Genomic DNA, 16,141 nt, shown 5'->3' with positions numbered 1-16,141 from the left:
CAACTGTTGAATAAGTTCATATTCTCTATTTTTATTTAAATTTTGATTTCTTTAATTTAAATCATATTCAGCGTATTACATATTATCAAACTAATTATTTTAGATTTAGGAATAATTAGAATAGTTTTGCATATTACTTTTGTACTTATTTATAGTATTTAACGTTTTTTAATTTATTAAATAGAATTAATGAAATATCAATTCACAATTGTTGTTCCTGTTTACAACGAAGAAGATAACCTAGATCGGGTTGAAAAAGAACTCTCTAAATACATTAAAATTGCTACTAAGAAAACAAAAATTCTTTTTGTAAACGATGGTAGTAAAGACAAAAGTCAACAATTAATTGAAGAAATTTGCGCTAGAAATACTGATTTTACTTTTATTGATTTTAAAGAAAATTGTGGACTAAGCGCAGCTATTTCAGCAGGATTTAATAATTGTGACACTGAACTTGTTGGGTATATAGATTCTGATTTACAAACAGCTCCTGAAGATTTTAACTTGTTATTAGAACACATTGAAGAAAATGATTTAGTAACCGGTGTTAGGGCAAACAGAAAAGATTCTTTTGTGAAGAATATGTCTTCAACCATTGCAAACGGAATTAGACGTTCTTTTACGCATGATGGAATGGATGATACTGGTTGCCCGTTAAAAGTGATAAAAACTGATTACGCAAAAAAAATCCCAATGTTTAAAGGATTGCACCGTTTTTTACCTGCTATGATTTTGTTGCAACATGGAAACATAAAACAAATTCCTGTACAACATTTTCCACGTATTGCAGGTGAAGCTAAATTTGGGCTTTGGAATCGTTTATTAGGTCCGCTAATTGATTGTTTTGCCTATTTATGGATGAAAAAGAAATATATCAATTATGAAATTAACAAAAAGGGTTAATGAGTAATTGGATTGTATATAGTGTTGGCTTTTTTGCGCAGCTGTTATTCTCTGGCAGACTTGTTTTACAATGGGTTTTATCAGAAAAAAGTAAAAAAGTATTAACTCCTTCTCTCTTTTGGAAACTGAGCTTATTAGCTTCGTTTCTTCTTTTTGTATATGGCTATTTGAGAGATGATTTTGCGATTATGCTAGGGCAAGCACTTACCTATTTTATATACATTCGAAATTTACAATTACAAGGCGAATGGCAAAAAGCACCTAAATTTTTACGCTTGTTTTTGTGGATATTCCCTGTGTTATTAGTTATTTATTCCTACAATAACAATACGTACGATATTGATAAATTATTTAGAAATGAAGCTATTCCTTTTTGGTTATTGGCTTGGGGTAGTATTGCTCAAATAATTTTTACACTTCGTTTTGTATATCAATGGATTTATTCTGAAAAAAACAAAGAATCATCGTTGCCTTTTGGTTTTTGGTTATTAAGTTTAGTTGGATCTACAATGATTCTTGTTTACGCTGTTTTAAGAAAAGATCCTGTTTTATTGGTTGGACATATTATGGGAGCTGTAATTTATGCACGAAATATTATAATTCTCAAAAAACAAGAATAACTATTTGCTCAAATGAAAAATAAACTATACCTATTTTTAGCAATTGCTTTTATTTCACTTACTATATTTTTAGGAAGTTGGGGCTTGACAGATAGTAGTGAAGCTAGGTATGCTGAAATTGGTAAAGAGTTGTTTATTAATAAAGACTATGTAAACCCTACATTACTAGGAATTAAACATTTACACAAACCTCCATTAACTTATTATGTAACTGCTTTAGGTTATCAACTATTTGGTGTGAATGAGTTTGGTGCCCGTTTTTTTATGCAAATAGCATTGGTATTTCAATTATTATTCGTTTTTAAAATTACCTTACTACTATATAAAAATGAAAAAATTGCATTCACCGCAATGCTTATTTATTTTTCATTTCCAATTACTATAATTGCTGTAAGAACGCTAACAACTGATGCTTATTTAACTACTTTTATTTTGGCTTCCATTTATTTTTGGTTGAACTATAAAGAGGATCAGAAATATTATTTATTGTACCTGTTTTACCTATTTTTAGGGCTCATTTTTGAAACAAAAGGACCTGTCGGCTTTATTATTCCAATCTCTTTTATAGCGACCTATAAACTAGTTTATAAAGACAAAATTGAAATAACAATTCATCAATTTTTAGGTTTTTTACTATTTTTAGTTGTTGCTGCAAGCTGGTATATAGCAGCCATCAAAAACAACGAAGGATTGTTTGACTATTTCTTTAACAATCAGCTGGTTGAACGTATTACTAAAAACAAGTTTGATAGAGGAAAACCTTTTTATTATTATATATTGGTTGTTCCTCTAATAGGAGTTCCTTGGGTTTTTTATCTCTTTTCATATTTCAAAAAAAACCTTAAAACTATTTTTAAAGAAAAGAAAACCGATTTTATTTTAATCGTTACTTTTTTAGTGATGTTTCTAATATTGTCTTTTTCTACTTCAAAATTAATTTTATATGTATTGCCTTTATTTTTTATTTTGGCAATCTTTTCAGCAAAACATTTGAGTAATAGCACTGAAAAAAACATTAAAACATACACTACCGTTTATCTAATACTAACCTTTTTAATTACATTCACCATATTTATTTTATCCTTTTTCAATTTTGAATTCATAATTGTAAACCACTATTTTGCTGTACTCGTGCTTCTAATTTTTGGAAGTTTAGTCTTGTATTTCAACAAAAGAATTGAAAACACCAATTATACCAAACCCGCTTATTTAGGTGTCCTTTTTATTATTTCGGTAATTATGTCTGCAAATTATCTTTTTAAAGACAATGAACTTAAAATAAATTCTGCAAAACCTGTTGCTGAGTTTATTCAACAACATGCTAATACTAAACCTAAAATAATTGTATACAACTCAATTATTCCTGCCTTACCTTTTTATTTAAATCAAGAAACCATTACCATAAAACACCACACACCAACTACGCAAAGAGAAACACAGTTTGAAACGAGTAATCAATGGAAAGAAAATTTAATAGATTACTTTACAGATGAAGGCAAGGCAAGAATTTCGAACATGAATTTAGACAAACCAACGTATTTAGTTGTACGTAAAAGAGATACAATTCCCGATACTTTTCAACTATTTATAGCTAAATTTAAGAACAAAAAAGATTTTGAAAAACTAATTGTATATTATTAAATCAACATGATTAAAACGCTAGAAAAATATCCGCTACTTAGTTTAACAATCATTGTTTCGCTAATGCTTCTAATACATTTAGACGTGCCAAATATTACCATTATGGAGGCACGTAATTTTATTAGCAGCAGAGAAATGATTCAGGATAATAATTGGATATTAACCACTATGAATGGTGAGCCTCGCTATCAAAAACCTCCTTTACCTACCTGGTTAACGGCTGTTTCGGGACTTTTATTTGGAGCAAACAGCTTATTTGCCTTAAGACTTCCGGCAGCGTTAATGGTCTTATTTTCTGGATTCGTTTGTTATTATTTTTCATTGAAATTAAGTTTATCAAAAAATCATAGTTTTAGAAACAGTTTAATATTAGTCACTTCATTTTATGTGGTTGGAATTTTAAATGAAGCTCCTTGGGATATTTTTGCTCACGGATTTATATTTGCTGGAATCTATTATTTATTCACTCTTTTTGAAGAACATACGTCTAATTGGAAAAAAGCATTTTTAGCAGCCGTATTTTTTGGATTGTCTATGTTAAGTAAAGGTCCCGTTTCTTTATTTGCAGTATTTTTACCATTTATAATTTCTTACGGAATTGTGTTTAAATTTAAAAACTTCAAACAAAAATTAGTGCCATTTTTAAGCTTTATCATTTTATTTATAATCCTAGGTTCTTGGTGGTTTGTTTATGTACGCTATGCTGATCCAGAAGCGTTTTTAGCCATTGCAAGTAGAGAAACGGGCAATTGGAGTAGTTATAACGTAAAACCTTTTTATTATTACTGGAGTTTCTTTGTACAATCTGGCTTGTGGACCATTCCTGCTTTTATCGCATTGTTATACCCTTATCTAATTAAACGCGTTGAAAACAAAAAAGCATATAAATTTACGTTTTGGTGGACATTAATTGCAGTGGTACTACTTTCAACAATTCCAGAAAAGAAAGCGCGTTATTTAATGCCCGTTTTGATACCACTAGCATTAAATACAGGGTTTTATATCCAGTTTTTAATCAAGGAATTTTCAACCTTAACAAGCAAAAAAGAAACAATACCTGTGTATTTTAACTTTGGTTTAATTGCAACCGTTGGAATATGTTTTCCTGTAGTATTGTATTTTGTTTTAAATGACTCATTTGAGCTATATTTCATCAATTATATATCAACCTCCTTAGCTTTACTTACAATTGGTATTTTTATGATTAGAAGTTTGATTCAGAAAAATATAAAAGTAACTTTTTATTTAAGCATCTTTTTTATGCTTTCAATCTTTGTTTTTGGAATTCCTATTTCGAAAGTATTCAACAAAAATGATGCGTTTACATCCATTAATTCGCTTCACCTATATGAAAAAGAAAAGGGCATAAAAACATATTCAGTTGGTGATGTTACCCCTGAAATGATATGGGATTATAACGGAAAACTAAAAAATATTCACAAGAACAATCGTTTAGAATTTCCTTCTGAAAAAAAGTTTGGATTGCTAATAACAAACGACAGTTTCGAGAAAATCAACACTGAATTGAATTCTAATTACAAATTAGAATTTATTAAAACATATAATTTAAACGTTGGAGCTAAACAAAAAAACAGACTTGTCCGTCAATTTTATTTAGTATCAAAAAAGTAGTACTTTTACCCTATGAAAACACTTACACAAACAGAGAAAATTGCCTTTTCATTTTTAATCTTTGTATTTGGATTTGGAATCTATTTTTCGAATACAGATTTAACTTATTTTGATACCGTTTACGCAAAGGAAGATGGTTATGTTGAATATGGTACTGCTGTATTTTTATTTTTCTCTTGCTTACTACTACTCTATCGTTTTTTTAAACTGCAAAAATTTAAAAACCCCTTATGGAAGTTTGGAATTATAATGATTGCATTGGTGTTTTTATTTGGAGCTGGAGAAGAAATTTCTTGGGGTCAACGTATATTTAATGTTGAATCTTCTGAATATTTTTTAGAAAACAATGCACAAGGTGAAACCAACTTACACAATATGGTTGTAAATGGTAAAAAAGTAAATAAAATTATTTTTAGTCAGTTGCTAACAGTTGTATTAATCATCTATTTAATTTTTACACCCATCTTATATCGAAAGTACGATTTTATTAAAAATTTAGCTGACATGTTTGCGATTCCTGTGGTAAATTGGCAACATACCATTGCTTTTTTATCCTGTACAGCATTAATTATGTTTATGACTTCAGACCGAAAATGGGAATTGTATGAATTAGCGTTCGGGGTTATTTTCTTTTTAATATTTTTAAATCCGTTTAACAAACAAATTTACTCGGCTAATTCTTAATATATTTTTTAGAAATAAAAGTGGTGAGTTTATAGAACGTAAATCCGTAAACAGTCCCAAAAAACATTCCTGTTAGTACATCTAACGGAAAATGCACACCAATATAAATGCGGCTATAACCAACTATTAATGCCCATAAAACTAAGCCTGCTAAAAAGTATTTTAACTGCTTTTTAAATAACATTCCGAAGTACATAGCAATGGCCATTGAATTTGCTGCATGCGCAGAAAAATAGGAATATTTACCACCACAACTAGCCTTTACCAAGCGAACTAAATGAGAAATACTTTCATCGTGGCAAGGTCGTAACCGTTTAAAACCATATTTAAACAAATTACTGGTTTGATCTGAAACCGCAATTAATAAGGCTATAGAAACAATAATTATGAGGGTTTTCTTTAAACCGTAATATGTATAGCATAAAAAAAGGAGTACTACATATAAAGGGATGGCACTGTATTTATTTGTCATAAATAACCAGAAACCATCCCAAGTTGTTGTTCCTAAATTGTTTAGGAATAATAGTAATTCAATATCGTAATTTATAAGACTATCAATCATTGAATACCAATTGTATGTATTATTCTACGAGTTCTAATTCAAAAACTAAATCTGCATTTGGCGGTATAACACCACCTGCTCCTGCTGCTCCATATCCTAAATGTGAAGGAATATAAAGTAACGCTTTATCTCCAAGCTTCATTTTTTGTAAACCTTCTCTAAAACCGGGTATTAAAGGTGCCTCATCACTGTAAACAGTCGAAATTGGTGCATAACCTCCAGCAGACTCCTGACGGTGATCATACATTTCATAAGTTTCAGCAAGTGCTTTCCAAGTAGTCCAAAATAATTTACCATCTGTAAAATATCCTGCACAATTAACTTTTACGTTTGTACCTGTTTTTGGTTGAATACCATTTTTAGTTTCAGTAATTACGTATTTTAAACCTGAAGGTAATTCTTTAACACTTGAAGCATATAAATCAAACTTAGCTTTTGTTTTTGCCAACAACGTTGTCATTCGCTCTTCTTTAGCCTTATTAACCGATTCTAATTCTTCAAAATACGTTTTGAATTGTTCTGCAGCTTTAAATGATTTTGCAGCTTTTCCTATTTTAATGATTTCAACACTTTCAATTTGGTCATTTTGAACAATAGAGTCAACAACTGATTGACCTATTTCAACATTCCCAAAAACAGTGTGCTTTCCATCTAACCAAGGAGTTTCCTTGTGTGTTATAAAAAACTGACTTCCGTTTGTAGCTGGACCAGAATTTGCCATTGATAAAATACCTGGAGCAGTGTGTTTTAGCAATAAAGCACCTTTTTCATCTTTTGGAAATTCATCTGAAAATTTATAACCTGGATCACCTGAACCTGTTCCTAAAGGGTCACCACCTTGAATCATAAAATTAGGAATTACCCTATGAAAAACAGTTCCGTTATAAAAAGGCTTTCCTTTCAATGAATCGGCTACAAAACTATTGGTTCCATTTGCTAAAGAAACAAAATTGGCAACTGTTATTGGTGTTTTTTCAAACTCTAATTTCAATAAAATATCACCTTTATTTGTTACTAAATCAGCATACATACCATCTTCTAAATCAGCATATTTAGCTGGTTTACAAGAAAGCACTAATAAAGCTACAATTAAAAAACTTAGTTTAAAAACCTTCATTTAAAACTATTTTTTAGTGATCTCTATTAATTCTACTTCAAAAATTAACGCATCAAAAGGACGAATTTTTCCACCTTGACGAGGAAATGCTCCGTAAGCAATATCTTGAGGTATAAAGAATTTATATTTTGAACCAACTGGCATTAATTGTAAACCTTCAGTCCATCCTTTAATTACTCTATTTACCATAAATTCTGAAGGAGTTCCTCTTTCAACTGAACTATCAAAAACAGTTCCATCTAATAAAGTTCCTGTATAATGCACTTTTACTTTTGAAGTAGCTAACGGCTTGTCACCTGAACCTTCTTTTAAAACAATGTACTGTAAACCACTTTCAGTAGTTACAACATTAGCTTCGTCTTTATTTTTTTCTAAAAACTTTTCACCTTCTAATTTTACATCACCAAACTCTTCTGCTGCTTTTTCCAAAGCTTCTTCTTGTTGTTTTGCTTGTTGTGCTACTTGTCTTTTTTGAAAAAACTCTCTTAAAATAACGTCTACTTTTTCAAAGTCGATTAAAATATTAGTAGAGTCTAATCCGCTAGAAACACCTTGAATAAAAAGATCTTGATCTACTTCATCAAAATTTCCTTTTAATTTAACTGCAATATCTAATCCTAAAGCATAACTTGCTGAATCGATATCTGTTTCTAAAGATTTTTTTGTAATACCTGAATTATTACAAGATATTAAGGTTGAAATTACTGTGAATACTAAAACAAATTTAATTACTTTCATTTTTCTTATTGATTTTATTTAATTGAACTTTATATATTAATGGTTGATTAATTCCTATTTTATTTTCATCGCCCAAATATCCAAAAACTTTATGAGATGGGAACAAAAAAGTTACAACATCTCCTTCATTCATTAATTGAAGTCCGTTTCGTAAACCTTCAACTAATTCTTGTTTGTTTATGGTATAGTTTTGCAAACCTAATTCTTGTGCGCTATAAATAACTTCGTTGTTTAAATTATAAATTTCACAAGCATACAATACTTGGTCTCCAAATTGAGGTGTATACGTGTTTTTACTTTTAAGATTATAAGTGTACCAAAATCCGCTAGGTGAAGCGATGTAAGTAGTTAACGAATCATTTTTAATGATATTTTTCAGAAGATTCTCTTCTTTTTCGTTCATTTTTTTATTCAACGAAACAGATGTTTCCATAAAAGAAGATGATTTTATTGTTACCGGTTTTCGTGGAATAGGTTGCACGCAGGAAATTAAAAACCCTACTAAAAACAAACTGGCAATTTTAGTCTTCATAAGAATGCAATAAATCGTTTTTATACGTTGGAAGAATTTTTAAAAAATTTGAAATGGTAGCATCTAATGATTCTTCCGATCTTCCACCAGCGGCATTGTCGTGTCCGCCTCCATCAAAATGTTCACGCGCAAATTTATTAACTGAAAACTTCCCTTTAGACCTTAATGAAATTTTAATAATTTTTTGCTCAACATCTTCAATAAAAATAGCTGCAAAAATAATTCCATCTAAAGACAATGCGTAATTTACAACACCTTCAGTATCTCCTTTTACATAGTTAAATTCATCTAAATCTTGTTGTGATAAATAAATATAAGCCGTCTTCAATTTTTCAACCACCACCATATTACTTAAACAACGACCTAATAATTGTAGTTTCCCATAAGAATTGGTGTCGTACACATTATTATGAATTTTAGCATTATCGGCACCTTTATCAATTAAATCGGCTATAATTCTATGGGTAGTACTTGTTGTTGAAGGAAAACGAAAAGAGCCCGTATCGGTCATAATACCCGTATACAAACTGGTAGCAATTTCAGCATTTATAGCATCGACTTCTTCTAATTTTTCTAAAAAATGATATACCATTTGACACGTAGAGCAAATTGAAGTATCTGAAAATAAATACTTTGCAATAGCATCTGGCTGTTGATGATGGTCTATCATAATAAAAGTACCATCAAAATCTTCCAAGGTGTTTTGCATATCGCTACCAACCCTATGCAACGCATTAAAATCTAGCAGAAAAATAATTGAAGCTTCATCAATAGCTGCTTTTGATTGGCGGTTTTGCATATCAAACTTCAACGCTTCTTTTGAACCTGGCAACCACTTTAAAAAATTGGGATAATCATTAGGTGCAACTACCGTTGCGTTATGACCTTTATTATTTAAAAAATGATACATTGCCAAACTTGATCCAATAGCATCACCATCAGGATTTCTATGTGGAACAATTACTATATTTTTAGGAGTTGAAAACAACTCCTTAATCTCTTTTACATCACTTAACTTCATAGGTTGCGAATATACAATTTAATACACTATTTTATTTCATAAAGTAACGTATATTTGTTATAAACACTTATAAAGTACCCTAGAATGAATTATTTTAAAAGCTTGCTTCTACTATTTATAGTATGTACCGCATGCACTTCAAAAAAAAAGTACGAATCTCCTTTTATCATTGCTTTTGGCTCTTGTAACAATCAGGTTTTAGAAAATAAGTTGTGGACTTCCATAGCAAAAAACAATCCTAAGGTTTGGATTTGGGGTGGAGATATTATTTATTCTGACACCGAAAACATGACGTATTTAGCAAAAAACTATGAACGTCAAAAGCAAGATTCAACCTATGCTAATTTCATAAAAAATGTTGATGTATTGGCTACTTGGGACGATCACGATTATGGTTTAAATGATGGCGGCATTGAATACCCTCATAAAAAAGAGTCACAACAATTATTTTTAGATTTTTTAGATGTTCCCAAAAATGACGCACGAAGAAAGCAAGAAGGTATCTACTATTCAAAAGAATATCGGGTAAATAATGAAGCTGTTAAAATTATTTTGTTAGATACGCGCTACTTTAGAACTGCGCTTACTGCTGATACCATTTCAAAAAAGCGATATCAACCAACTAAAGACATAAACGCTACTATGCTTGGAGCTACCCAGTGGCAGTGGTTAGAAAACGAACTTAAAAACTCAACAGCAGCGTATCATATTATTATGAGTAGTATTCAGTTTCTATCGGCTGAACATGGTTTTGAAAGTTGGGGGAATATGCCTAATGAAGTAGAAAAATTGGAAACACTTTTAAAAACTACACAAGCAAGAAATACAATTATTTTATCGGGAGATCGACATATTTCAGAAATTTCAAAAAAAAATATTGAAGGATTGAACTATCCGCTAATTGATTTTACATCGAGCGGAATGACGCATTCTTACACTAATTTTACGAGCGAACCAAACAAATACAGAATAGTTGATGTGGTTTCTGAAAAGAGTTTTGGAGTGTTAAAAATAGACTTCGAAAAACAAGAAATGCTTATGGAAATTCGGGGTGAAGATAATTTATTGCTTAAAAGTTATACTCAAAAATATTTTCAGTAAATTTGATATTAAGCATAAAATACTATATTTACTGCGTTTAAAAAACAAAAAAACTACAAATGGCAACAAACAGAACATTCACAATGCTTAAACCTGATGCGGTTGAAAAAGGATACATTGGGCCTATTTTAGAAAAAATTAATGCTGCAGGATTTAAAATTGTAGCAATGAAAATGACGCGATTAACAACAGCGGGTGCTGAAGAATTTTATAAAATTCATAAAGACCAACCATTTTTTGGAGACCTCGTAAAATATATGACTTGCGGACCAATTGTTGCTGCCATATTAGAAAAAGAGAATGCTGTAGAAGATTTTCGTGTTTTAATTGGAGCTACGAACCCTGCAGATGCTGCCGAAGGTACTATTCGTAAATTATATGCTGAATCTATTGGAAACAATGCCATACATGGTTCAGATAGTGATGAAAATGCAGCTATAGAAAGTGCTTTTCATTTCTCAGGAAGAGAAGTTTTTTCAGGTAAATTCTTTTAAAAATAAATTTACATACTTAAAACAAAGGCTGTTTGGAAACGTAAGTTTTCGTCAACCTGAACTTGATTCAGGTTCTCATAATGGTGGAATACCAATTATGAGAAGATTCTGAAATAAATTCAGAATGACGAAGTTTAAACACTTTCCAAACAGCCTTTCTTTATTTTTTTAACTTAAAATTATTTTTGAAATTAAGTTTTCGCCCAATTCTTCATTCATCATTTTTACTATTTTCTCTTTCCCATAGCTCAATTCTTCGCGTAGCACAGATGATTTTAATTTTACAATTAACGTTTTTCCGTTTAATTCAATATTTTGTGTGTAAGACACCACACCATTTCCCATTAATTTAGACCACGCATCTTTTACCGAAAGTTGGTGCATTCCTTTAGTTAATTTATTTTCTTTAATTACATCCTTCATTAACTCTTCAATGGAATGAAATTCTTTTAAGCGTTTAGCCATTATAATTCAAATATTTTAAAAGGTTGTTTTGTTTTTTGTACGACTTCTTCAGTTCTATCCTTGTGTGTATCACTTATAAATAACTGACCAAATTCATTGCTATTTACCAAGGCAATTATTTGTTCAACTCTAGAATCATCTAGCTTGTCAAAAATATCATCTAACAACAATATTGGTTTTACGTGTGATTGTTGTTTCATAAAGTCAAACTGCGCTAATTTTAAAGCCACTAAATATGATTTTTGCTGTCCTTGCGAACCAAATTTCTTCACAGGGTATCCATCAATTTCAAAAGATAAATCATCTTTATGAATACCTACACTTGTATATTGTAAAACTCTGTCTTTTTCTAAATTCTGCTCAAATAAATCTAACAAATTACCGTCTTTCAGTTGTGTTTTATATACTAAATTTACGGTTTCTTTACTATTTGAAATTGCTTTGTAGCGTTTTTTAAAGATAGGTATAAATGCTTCTAAAAAGGCTCTTCTTTTATCAAAAATTAAACTACTATAGGTATTTAACTGTTCATTATACACCTTTAAATTTAAAGCATCAAACGTTCTGTTGGCCGCAAAATATTTTAATAAAGAATTTCGTTGTGCCAATACCTTATTATAATTAATAAGCGTTTGTAAATAGCCTTTATCAGATTGTGAAATTACATTGTCTATAAACTTTCTACGTGTATCACTTCCTTCAATAATTAAATCGCGATCGGCTGGAGAAATAATTACCAAAGGCAAATGCCCAATATGGTCTGAAAACTTTTCGTACGCCTTTCCATTACGCTTTACTACTTTTTTACTTCCTCTTTTTAAACTACACACCACCAAATCAACTTTATCTTCCATTTGATATTCCCCTTCAATCATAAAAAAATCTTCTGAATGACGAATATTCTGTGTTGCAACCGGATTAAAATAACTTTTTGCAAAAGAAAGATAATAAATTGCGTCTAAAACATTTGTTTTCCCCACACCATTATCACCTACAAAACAATTTATTTTACCCTCAAAATCAAACGTTTGACTTTCGAAGTTTTTAAAATTCACTAATGTTATTTTCCTTAAATTCATGTGTGTTTTTTCAAAGAGTAAAATTATTCAAAATAAATGAAAATTTAGGCACAATTGCATTTTTACTTTCCAATTAAAAATTCTATTTTTGCGCCTACAAATTTAACAATCAATGGCAACATATAAAAAGACAGGTAGCAAACCTAAAAAAAATCAAACTTCAAAAATTGAAGAAGAATCAACAACTGCTGAAGTGTTTAACACTTTAGATGAAACTGCTTCAAAATCTGAGCAATTTATCATTAAGAACCAAAAACCTATTTTTGGATTATTAGCGGCAATTGTTATTGTAATTTTAGGGTATTTAGCTTATCAAAAATACGTTCAAGCACCAAATGAAAAAGAAGCTGCTGATGAATTGGCTTTTCCAAAAGCTTACTTTGAAGACGCTTCAACAAACTCTGTAGCTGCTGATTCATTATACACACTTGCTTTAGAAGGTGCTGACGGAAAATATGGTTTTATTGATATTGCTTCAAACTACAGCGGAACTAAAGCTGGAAACTTAGCAAATTATTATGCGGGTATTTCTTACTTAAAATTAAAAAATTACCAAGAAGCTATTGAATATTTAGAAAGTTTCTCTTCGGAAGACGAATTATTAGGTCCTGTTGCTAAAGGAGCTATTGGTGATGCTTTTGCAGATATTAACCAATTAGATGATGCTTTAGACTTTTACTTAAAAGCAGCTTCATTAAGAGATAATAATTTCTCTAGCCCTTTGTATTTGTTTAAAGCAGGAAATATAGCTATGACTTTAGAAAAGTATGCTACAGCTTTAGATGCTTTCACTAAAATCAAAACTAATTATCCAACTTCTAACGAAGCTAAAAACATAGATATTTACATCAACAAAGCAAAATTTGCTTCAAAATAAAAAGCAATAATGGCTACAACAGATTTATCTTATTACGATAAAGCAACAATCCCAAACGCGAAGAAATATCGGTTTGGGATTGTTGTTTCAGAATGGAATCCTGAAATTACAGAAAATTTATACTTAGGAGCAGAACAAGCATTTTTAGAAAATGGCGCTCTAAAAGAACATATTATTCGTTGGGATGTTCCTGGCAGCTTTGAATTAATTTACGGCTGTAAAAAAATGATTGAAACGCAACAACTTGATGCTATTATAGCGGTTGGAAACGTAATTCAAGGAGAAACAAAACATTTTGATTTTGTTTGCGACGGTGTTACACAAGGCATTAAAGATTTAAATATTAAATACGATGTGCCTGTTATTTTTTGCGTATTAACTGATAATACAAAGCAACAATCTTTAGATCGCTCTGGTGGAACTCACGGAAATAAAGGTGTTGAGTGTGCCATTGCAGCCATAAAAATGGCAGCTTTAAGAGAGTTTTAACACGCTTCTTTTCTTTAAAACTTGACCACAACTCAATTATTCTGTATTTTTGGGTTTTACAGTATACTATAAATTTATGTTTGGTAAATTATTTAAACCGCGTTCGCATTACGTTTTTGATTACAAACCTCGTTATTATGACGAGCGTAAAGAACGTTTGCAAAAATTAAAGCGAGAACATCAGGCTGATGAAGCTGATGAAAACACACCAACCATACGACTTACCAAGAATAATTTAAAAAACGATTGGGTTAAAAATAAACGAAGTGCTGCGGACAGATCAACCACATTAAGACTGGCAATAATTATTGCTATTTTAGTGGGTATAGTTGCATACATTTTAGAAATACATACCTTATTCTAATGTCTGATATAATTCAGTTACTTCCTGATCACGTTGCGAATCAAATTGCAGCAGGTGAAGTTGTTCAGCGACCTGCATCGGTAGTAAAAGAACTACTTGAAAATGCCATAGATTCACAAGCCACCAATATTAAATTGATTGTTAAAGATGCTGGAAAAGCATTGGTACAAGTAATTGACAACGGTATTGGAATGAGCCAAACTGATGCGCGACTTAGTTTTGAACGTCATGCAACTTCAAAAATAACAAAAGCTGAAGATTTATTTAATTTAAATACCAAAGGTTTTAGAGGTGAAGCATTGGCATCTATCGCGGCAATTGCTCACGTAGATTTAAAAACCAAACAGGAAACTGATGAACTTGGTACTTTTATTAAAATTGAAGGTAGCGCCCTCATTTCTCAAGAAAAGGTTTCAACACCTAAAGGAACTTCTGTTTCAGTAAAAAACTTGTTTTATAACATTCCTGCAAGAAGAAATTTCTTAAAATCGAATAGTATTGAAACACGCCATATTGTCAACGAATTTCAACGTGTTGCATTGGCGCATCCATCCATCGCTTTTTCATTTTATCACAATGAAAATGAAATCTATAATTTGCTGTCAGGTAATTTACGTCAGCGTATTGTTGCAATCTTCGGAAAAAAAACCAACGAAAAATTAGTTCCTATTCAAGAAGAAACTGATGTAGTTGTTATCAATGGTTTTGTTGCAAAACCTGAATTTGCCAAGAAAAAACGTGGCGAGCAGTTCTTTTTTGTAAATGACCGTTTTATAAAAAACGCTTATTTAAATCATGCGGTAACAAGTGCTTTTGAAAGTTTACTTTCAGGCGGCTACTACCCTACTTATTTTTTGTATTTAACGGTTCCTTCAAAAAGTATTGATATCAATATCCATCCAACAAAAACTGAAATAAAGTTTGACGATGAAAAAACATTGTATGCCATTTTACGTTCAACCGTAAAACACAGTTTAGGACAATACAATGTGGCACCTGTGTTAGATTTTGAAAGAAGTGCTTCTTTTGATACGCCTTATAATTTTAAGGAAAAAACTACACAAACACCAAAAGTTCAGGTAAATCCTGATTTTAATCCGTTTAAAAACGAACCACAAAACTCAATGAGTGCTCCTTTTAAAAAAGAACCTCAGCAACAGTGGGAAAGTTTATACACCGGAATTGATGTTCAGCAAATTGAAGTAGAATCTGAAACGGTACACTCATCGCTTTTTTCAGAAGAGAAATCAAAAAGTAAAACCTATCAGGTTCACAATAAATACATTGTTAGTTCTATAAAATCTGGAATTGTTTATATCAATCAATATTTAGCGCATCAACGTATTTTATATGAAGAATTTTTAGAGAATATTACCGTTAAAGATGCAATGAGTCAACAATTATTGTTTCCTTTAGAAATTTCTTTCAATAAATCGGATATTCATTTGATAAAAGAAATTAAAGAAGACCTTGAAAGTGTTGGCTTCTTATTTGATAAAATTGCTGAAGATATAATTGTGGTGAAGGGAATTCCAGTAACCATTACTGAAAGCCAAATAACCATTATTATTGAACAGCTATTAGAAGACATTAAAAACGATATTCCAGACGCTAGTTTTAGTCAATTAGATGTAATGGCGAAGAGTTTAGCAAAGAGTTTAGCGATAAAAACGGGCACAAAATTAGATTTAAAAGAACAGGAAGAAATTGTAAATAAGTTGTTTATTTGTAAACAACCCGATTTATCTCCTTTTGGAAAAACAACGTTTGTAACAGTTTCTATTGAAGAAATTGATAAAAAATTTAATAATTAATAGTTTGA

At 30.6% G+C, this 16,141-nt stretch carries 18 protein-coding genes; 11 read left to right on the top strand and 7 right to left on the bottom strand.

What is annotated here, in order from left to right:
* Nucleotides 1–189 precede the first annotated feature (189 nt).
* Genes CHB67_RS00180 through CHB67_RS00160 form a run of 5 tightly spaced genes read left to right on the top strand, consistent with a single transcriptional unit; the run spans nt 190 to nt 5,480 of the window.
* Nucleotides 190–903 (top strand): glycosyltransferase family 2 protein, encoded by a 714-nt coding sequence (locus CHB67_RS00180; protein WP_089379726.1) that lies wholly within the window; start codon nt 190–192, stop codon nt 901–903.
* Complete coding sequence (locus CHB67_RS00175; protein WP_089379725.1) at nt 903–1,523, top strand: lipid-A-disaccharide synthase N-terminal domain-containing protein; 621 nt, start codon at nt 903–905, stop codon at nt 1,521–1,523. The genes CHB67_RS00180 and CHB67_RS00175 overlap by 1 nt, the downstream gene beginning before the upstream one ends.
* A gap of 12 nt (nt 1,524–1,535) precedes the next feature.
* A complete protein-coding gene (locus CHB67_RS00170; protein ID WP_089379724.1) occupies nt 1,536–3,164 on the top strand; it encodes an ArnT family glycosyltransferase in 1,629 nt (542 codons plus the stop codon).
* A 6-nt stretch (nt 3,165–3,170) separates the two neighbouring features.
* Nucleotides 3,171–4,796 carry an ArnT family glycosyltransferase gene (locus tag CHB67_RS00165; RefSeq protein WP_089379723.1) on the top strand — a complete coding sequence of 542 codons (1,626 nt, stop codon included), beginning with the start codon at nt 3,171–3,173 and terminating at the stop codon, nt 4,794–4,796.
* Nucleotides 4,797–4,808: 12 nt separating this feature from the next.
* On the top strand, nt 4,809–5,480 hold the full coding sequence (locus CHB67_RS00160; protein ID WP_089379722.1) for a hypothetical protein: 672 nt from the start codon (nt 4,809–4,811) through the stop codon (nt 5,478–5,480).
* Here CHB67_RS00160 and CHB67_RS00155 read toward each other — a convergent pair.
* From CHB67_RS00155 to CHB67_RS00135, 5 genes are read right to left on the bottom strand one after another with little or no spacing between them, the layout of a single operon-like run.
* Complete coding sequence (locus tag CHB67_RS00155) at nt 5,470–6,042, bottom strand: phosphatase PAP2 family protein (protein ID WP_089379721.1); 573 nt, start codon at nt 6,040–6,042, stop codon at nt 5,470–5,472. The genes CHB67_RS00160 and CHB67_RS00155 overlap by 11 nt on opposite strands.
* A gap of 19 nt (nt 6,043–6,061) precedes the next feature.
* On the bottom strand, nt 6,062–7,159 hold the full coding sequence (locus tag CHB67_RS00150; RefSeq protein WP_089379720.1) for a peptidylprolyl isomerase: 1,098 nt from the start codon (nt 7,157–7,159) through the stop codon (nt 6,062–6,064).
* A gap of 6 nt (nt 7,160–7,165) precedes the next feature.
* Nucleotides 7,166–7,897: an FKBP-type peptidyl-prolyl cis-trans isomerase gene (locus CHB67_RS00145; protein WP_089379719.1), complete on the bottom strand. Its 732-nt coding sequence runs from the start codon at nt 7,895–7,897 to the stop codon at nt 7,166–7,168.
* Complete coding sequence (gene gldI, locus CHB67_RS00140; RefSeq protein WP_089379718.1) at nt 7,884–8,429, bottom strand: gliding motility-associated peptidyl-prolyl isomerase GldI; 546 nt, start codon at nt 8,427–8,429, stop codon at nt 7,884–7,886. The genes CHB67_RS00145 and gldI overlap by 14 nt, the downstream gene beginning before the upstream one ends.
* On the bottom strand, nt 8,419–9,450 hold the full coding sequence (locus CHB67_RS00135) for a DHH family phosphoesterase (protein WP_089379717.1): 1,032 nt from the start codon (nt 9,448–9,450) through the stop codon (nt 8,419–8,421). The genes gldI and CHB67_RS00135 overlap by 11 nt, the downstream gene beginning before the upstream one ends.
* Before the next feature lie 84 nt (nt 9,451–9,534).
* On the opposite strand from CHB67_RS00135, the gene CHB67_RS00130 reads away from it, so the two are divergent.
* Both CHB67_RS00130 and CHB67_RS00125 read left to right on the top strand, forming a co-directional pair.
* Nucleotides 9,535–10,551 carry an alkaline phosphatase D family protein gene (locus CHB67_RS00130; protein ID WP_089379716.1) on the top strand — a complete coding sequence of 339 codons (1,017 nt, stop codon included), beginning with the start codon at nt 9,535–9,537 and terminating at the stop codon, nt 10,549–10,551.
* 59 nt (nt 10,552–10,610) lie between these two features.
* Nucleotides 10,611–11,045: a nucleoside-diphosphate kinase gene (locus CHB67_RS00125; protein ID WP_089379715.1), complete on the top strand. Its 435-nt coding sequence runs from the start codon at nt 10,611–10,613 to the stop codon at nt 11,043–11,045.
* Between the two features lie 168 nt (nt 11,046–11,213).
* Here CHB67_RS00125 and CHB67_RS00120 read toward each other — a convergent pair whose 3' ends face one another.
* Together CHB67_RS00120 and recF are read right to left on the bottom strand one after the other, a co-directional pair.
* The gene (locus tag CHB67_RS00120) at nt 11,214–11,510 is read right to left on the bottom strand and encodes a DUF721 domain-containing protein (protein ID WP_089379714.1); all 297 of its coding nucleotides are present in this window, start codon (nt 11,508–11,510) and stop codon (nt 11,214–11,216) included.
* The gene (gene recF, locus CHB67_RS00115; protein ID WP_089379713.1) at nt 11,510–12,589 is read right to left on the bottom strand and encodes a DNA replication/repair protein RecF; all 1,080 of its coding nucleotides are present in this window, start codon (nt 12,587–12,589) and stop codon (nt 11,510–11,512) included. The genes CHB67_RS00120 and recF overlap by 1 nt, the downstream gene beginning before the upstream one ends.
* Nucleotides 12,590–12,701: 112 nt before the next feature.
* Here recF and CHB67_RS00110 point away from each other — a divergent pair, with 112 nt between their 5' ends.
* From CHB67_RS00110 to mutL, 4 genes are all read left to right on the top strand, one after another.
* The gene (locus CHB67_RS00110; protein ID WP_089379712.1) at nt 12,702–13,466 is read left to right on the top strand and encodes a tetratricopeptide repeat protein; all 765 of its coding nucleotides are present in this window, start codon (nt 12,702–12,704) and stop codon (nt 13,464–13,466) included.
* A gap of 9 nt (nt 13,467–13,475) precedes the next feature.
* Nucleotides 13,476–13,955: a 6,7-dimethyl-8-ribityllumazine synthase gene (ribH, locus tag CHB67_RS00105; RefSeq protein ID WP_089379711.1), complete on the top strand. Its 480-nt coding sequence runs from the start codon at nt 13,476–13,478 to the stop codon at nt 13,953–13,955.
* 76 nt (nt 13,956–14,031) lie between these two features.
* On the top strand, nt 14,032–14,319 hold the full coding sequence (locus CHB67_RS00100) for a hypothetical protein (protein WP_089379710.1): 288 nt from the start codon (nt 14,032–14,034) through the stop codon (nt 14,317–14,319).
* A complete protein-coding gene (gene mutL / locus CHB67_RS00095) occupies nt 14,319–16,133 on the top strand; it encodes a DNA mismatch repair endonuclease MutL (RefSeq protein WP_089379709.1) in 1,815 nt (604 codons plus the stop codon). The genes CHB67_RS00100 and mutL overlap by 1 nt, the downstream gene beginning before the upstream one ends.
* Nucleotides 16,134–16,141: the final 8 nt, after the last annotated feature.

It is taken from the genome of Lutibacter agarilyticus, assembly GCF_900188235.1.
GTDB lineage: Bacteria > Bacteroidota > Bacteroidia > Flavobacteriales > Flavobacteriaceae > Lutibacter > Lutibacter agarilyticus.
This window is presented reverse-complemented; position numbering and strand designations above follow the sequence as displayed.

Bases quoted from the DNA above. Each gene is read 5' to 3' on its own strand.
- CHB67_RS00125 (WP_089379715.1), top strand. From the start codon at position 10,611: ATGGCAACAAACAGAACATTCACAATGCTTAAACCTGATGCGGTTGAA.
- CHB67_RS00160 (WP_089379722.1), top strand. From the start codon at position 4,809: ATGAAAACACTTACACAAACAGAGAAAATTGCCTTTTCATTTTTAATC.
- gldI (WP_089379718.1), bottom strand. From the start codon at position 8,429: ATGAAGACTAAAATTGCCAGTTTGTTTTTAGTAGGGTTTTTAATTTCC.
- recF (WP_089379713.1), bottom strand. From the start codon at position 12,589: ATGAATTTAAGGAAAATAACATTAGTGAATTTTAAAAACTTCGAAAGT.
- CHB67_RS00155 (WP_089379721.1), bottom strand. From the start codon at position 6,042: ATGATTGATAGTCTTATAAATTACGATATTGAATTACTATTATTCCTA.
- CHB67_RS00180 (WP_089379726.1), top strand. From the start codon at position 190: ATGAAATATCAATTCACAATTGTTGTTCCTGTTTACAACGAAGAAGAT.
- CHB67_RS00165 (WP_089379723.1), top strand. From the start codon at position 3,171: ATGATTAAAACGCTAGAAAAATATCCGCTACTTAGTTTAACAATCATT.
- CHB67_RS00120 (WP_089379714.1), bottom strand. From the start codon at position 11,510: ATGGCTAAACGCTTAAAAGAATTTCATTCCATTGAAGAGTTAATGAAG.
- ribH (WP_089379711.1), top strand. From the start codon at position 13,476: ATGGCTACAACAGATTTATCTTATTACGATAAAGCAACAATCCCAAAC.
- CHB67_RS00175 (WP_089379725.1), top strand. From the start codon at position 903: ATGAGTAATTGGATTGTATATAGTGTTGGCTTTTTTGCGCAGCTGTTA.
- CHB67_RS00100 (WP_089379710.1), top strand. From the start codon at position 14,032: ATGTTTGGTAAATTATTTAAACCGCGTTCGCATTACGTTTTTGATTAC.
- CHB67_RS00170 (WP_089379724.1), top strand. From the start codon at position 1,536: ATGAAAAATAAACTATACCTATTTTTAGCAATTGCTTTTATTTCACTT.
- mutL (WP_089379709.1), top strand. From the start codon at position 14,319: ATGTCTGATATAATTCAGTTACTTCCTGATCACGTTGCGAATCAAATT.
- CHB67_RS00110 (WP_089379712.1), top strand. From the start codon at position 12,702: ATGGCAACATATAAAAAGACAGGTAGCAAACCTAAAAAAAATCAAACT.
- CHB67_RS00145 (WP_089379719.1), bottom strand. From the start codon at position 7,897: ATGAAAGTAATTAAATTTGTTTTAGTATTCACAGTAATTTCAACCTTA.
- CHB67_RS00135 (WP_089379717.1), bottom strand. From the start codon at position 9,450: ATGAAGTTAAGTGATGTAAAAGAGATTAAGGAGTTGTTTTCAACTCCT.
- CHB67_RS00150 (WP_089379720.1), bottom strand. From the start codon at position 7,159: ATGAAGGTTTTTAAACTAAGTTTTTTAATTGTAGCTTTATTAGTGCTT.
- CHB67_RS00130 (WP_089379716.1), top strand. From the start codon at position 9,535: ATGAATTATTTTAAAAGCTTGCTTCTACTATTTATAGTATGTACCGCA.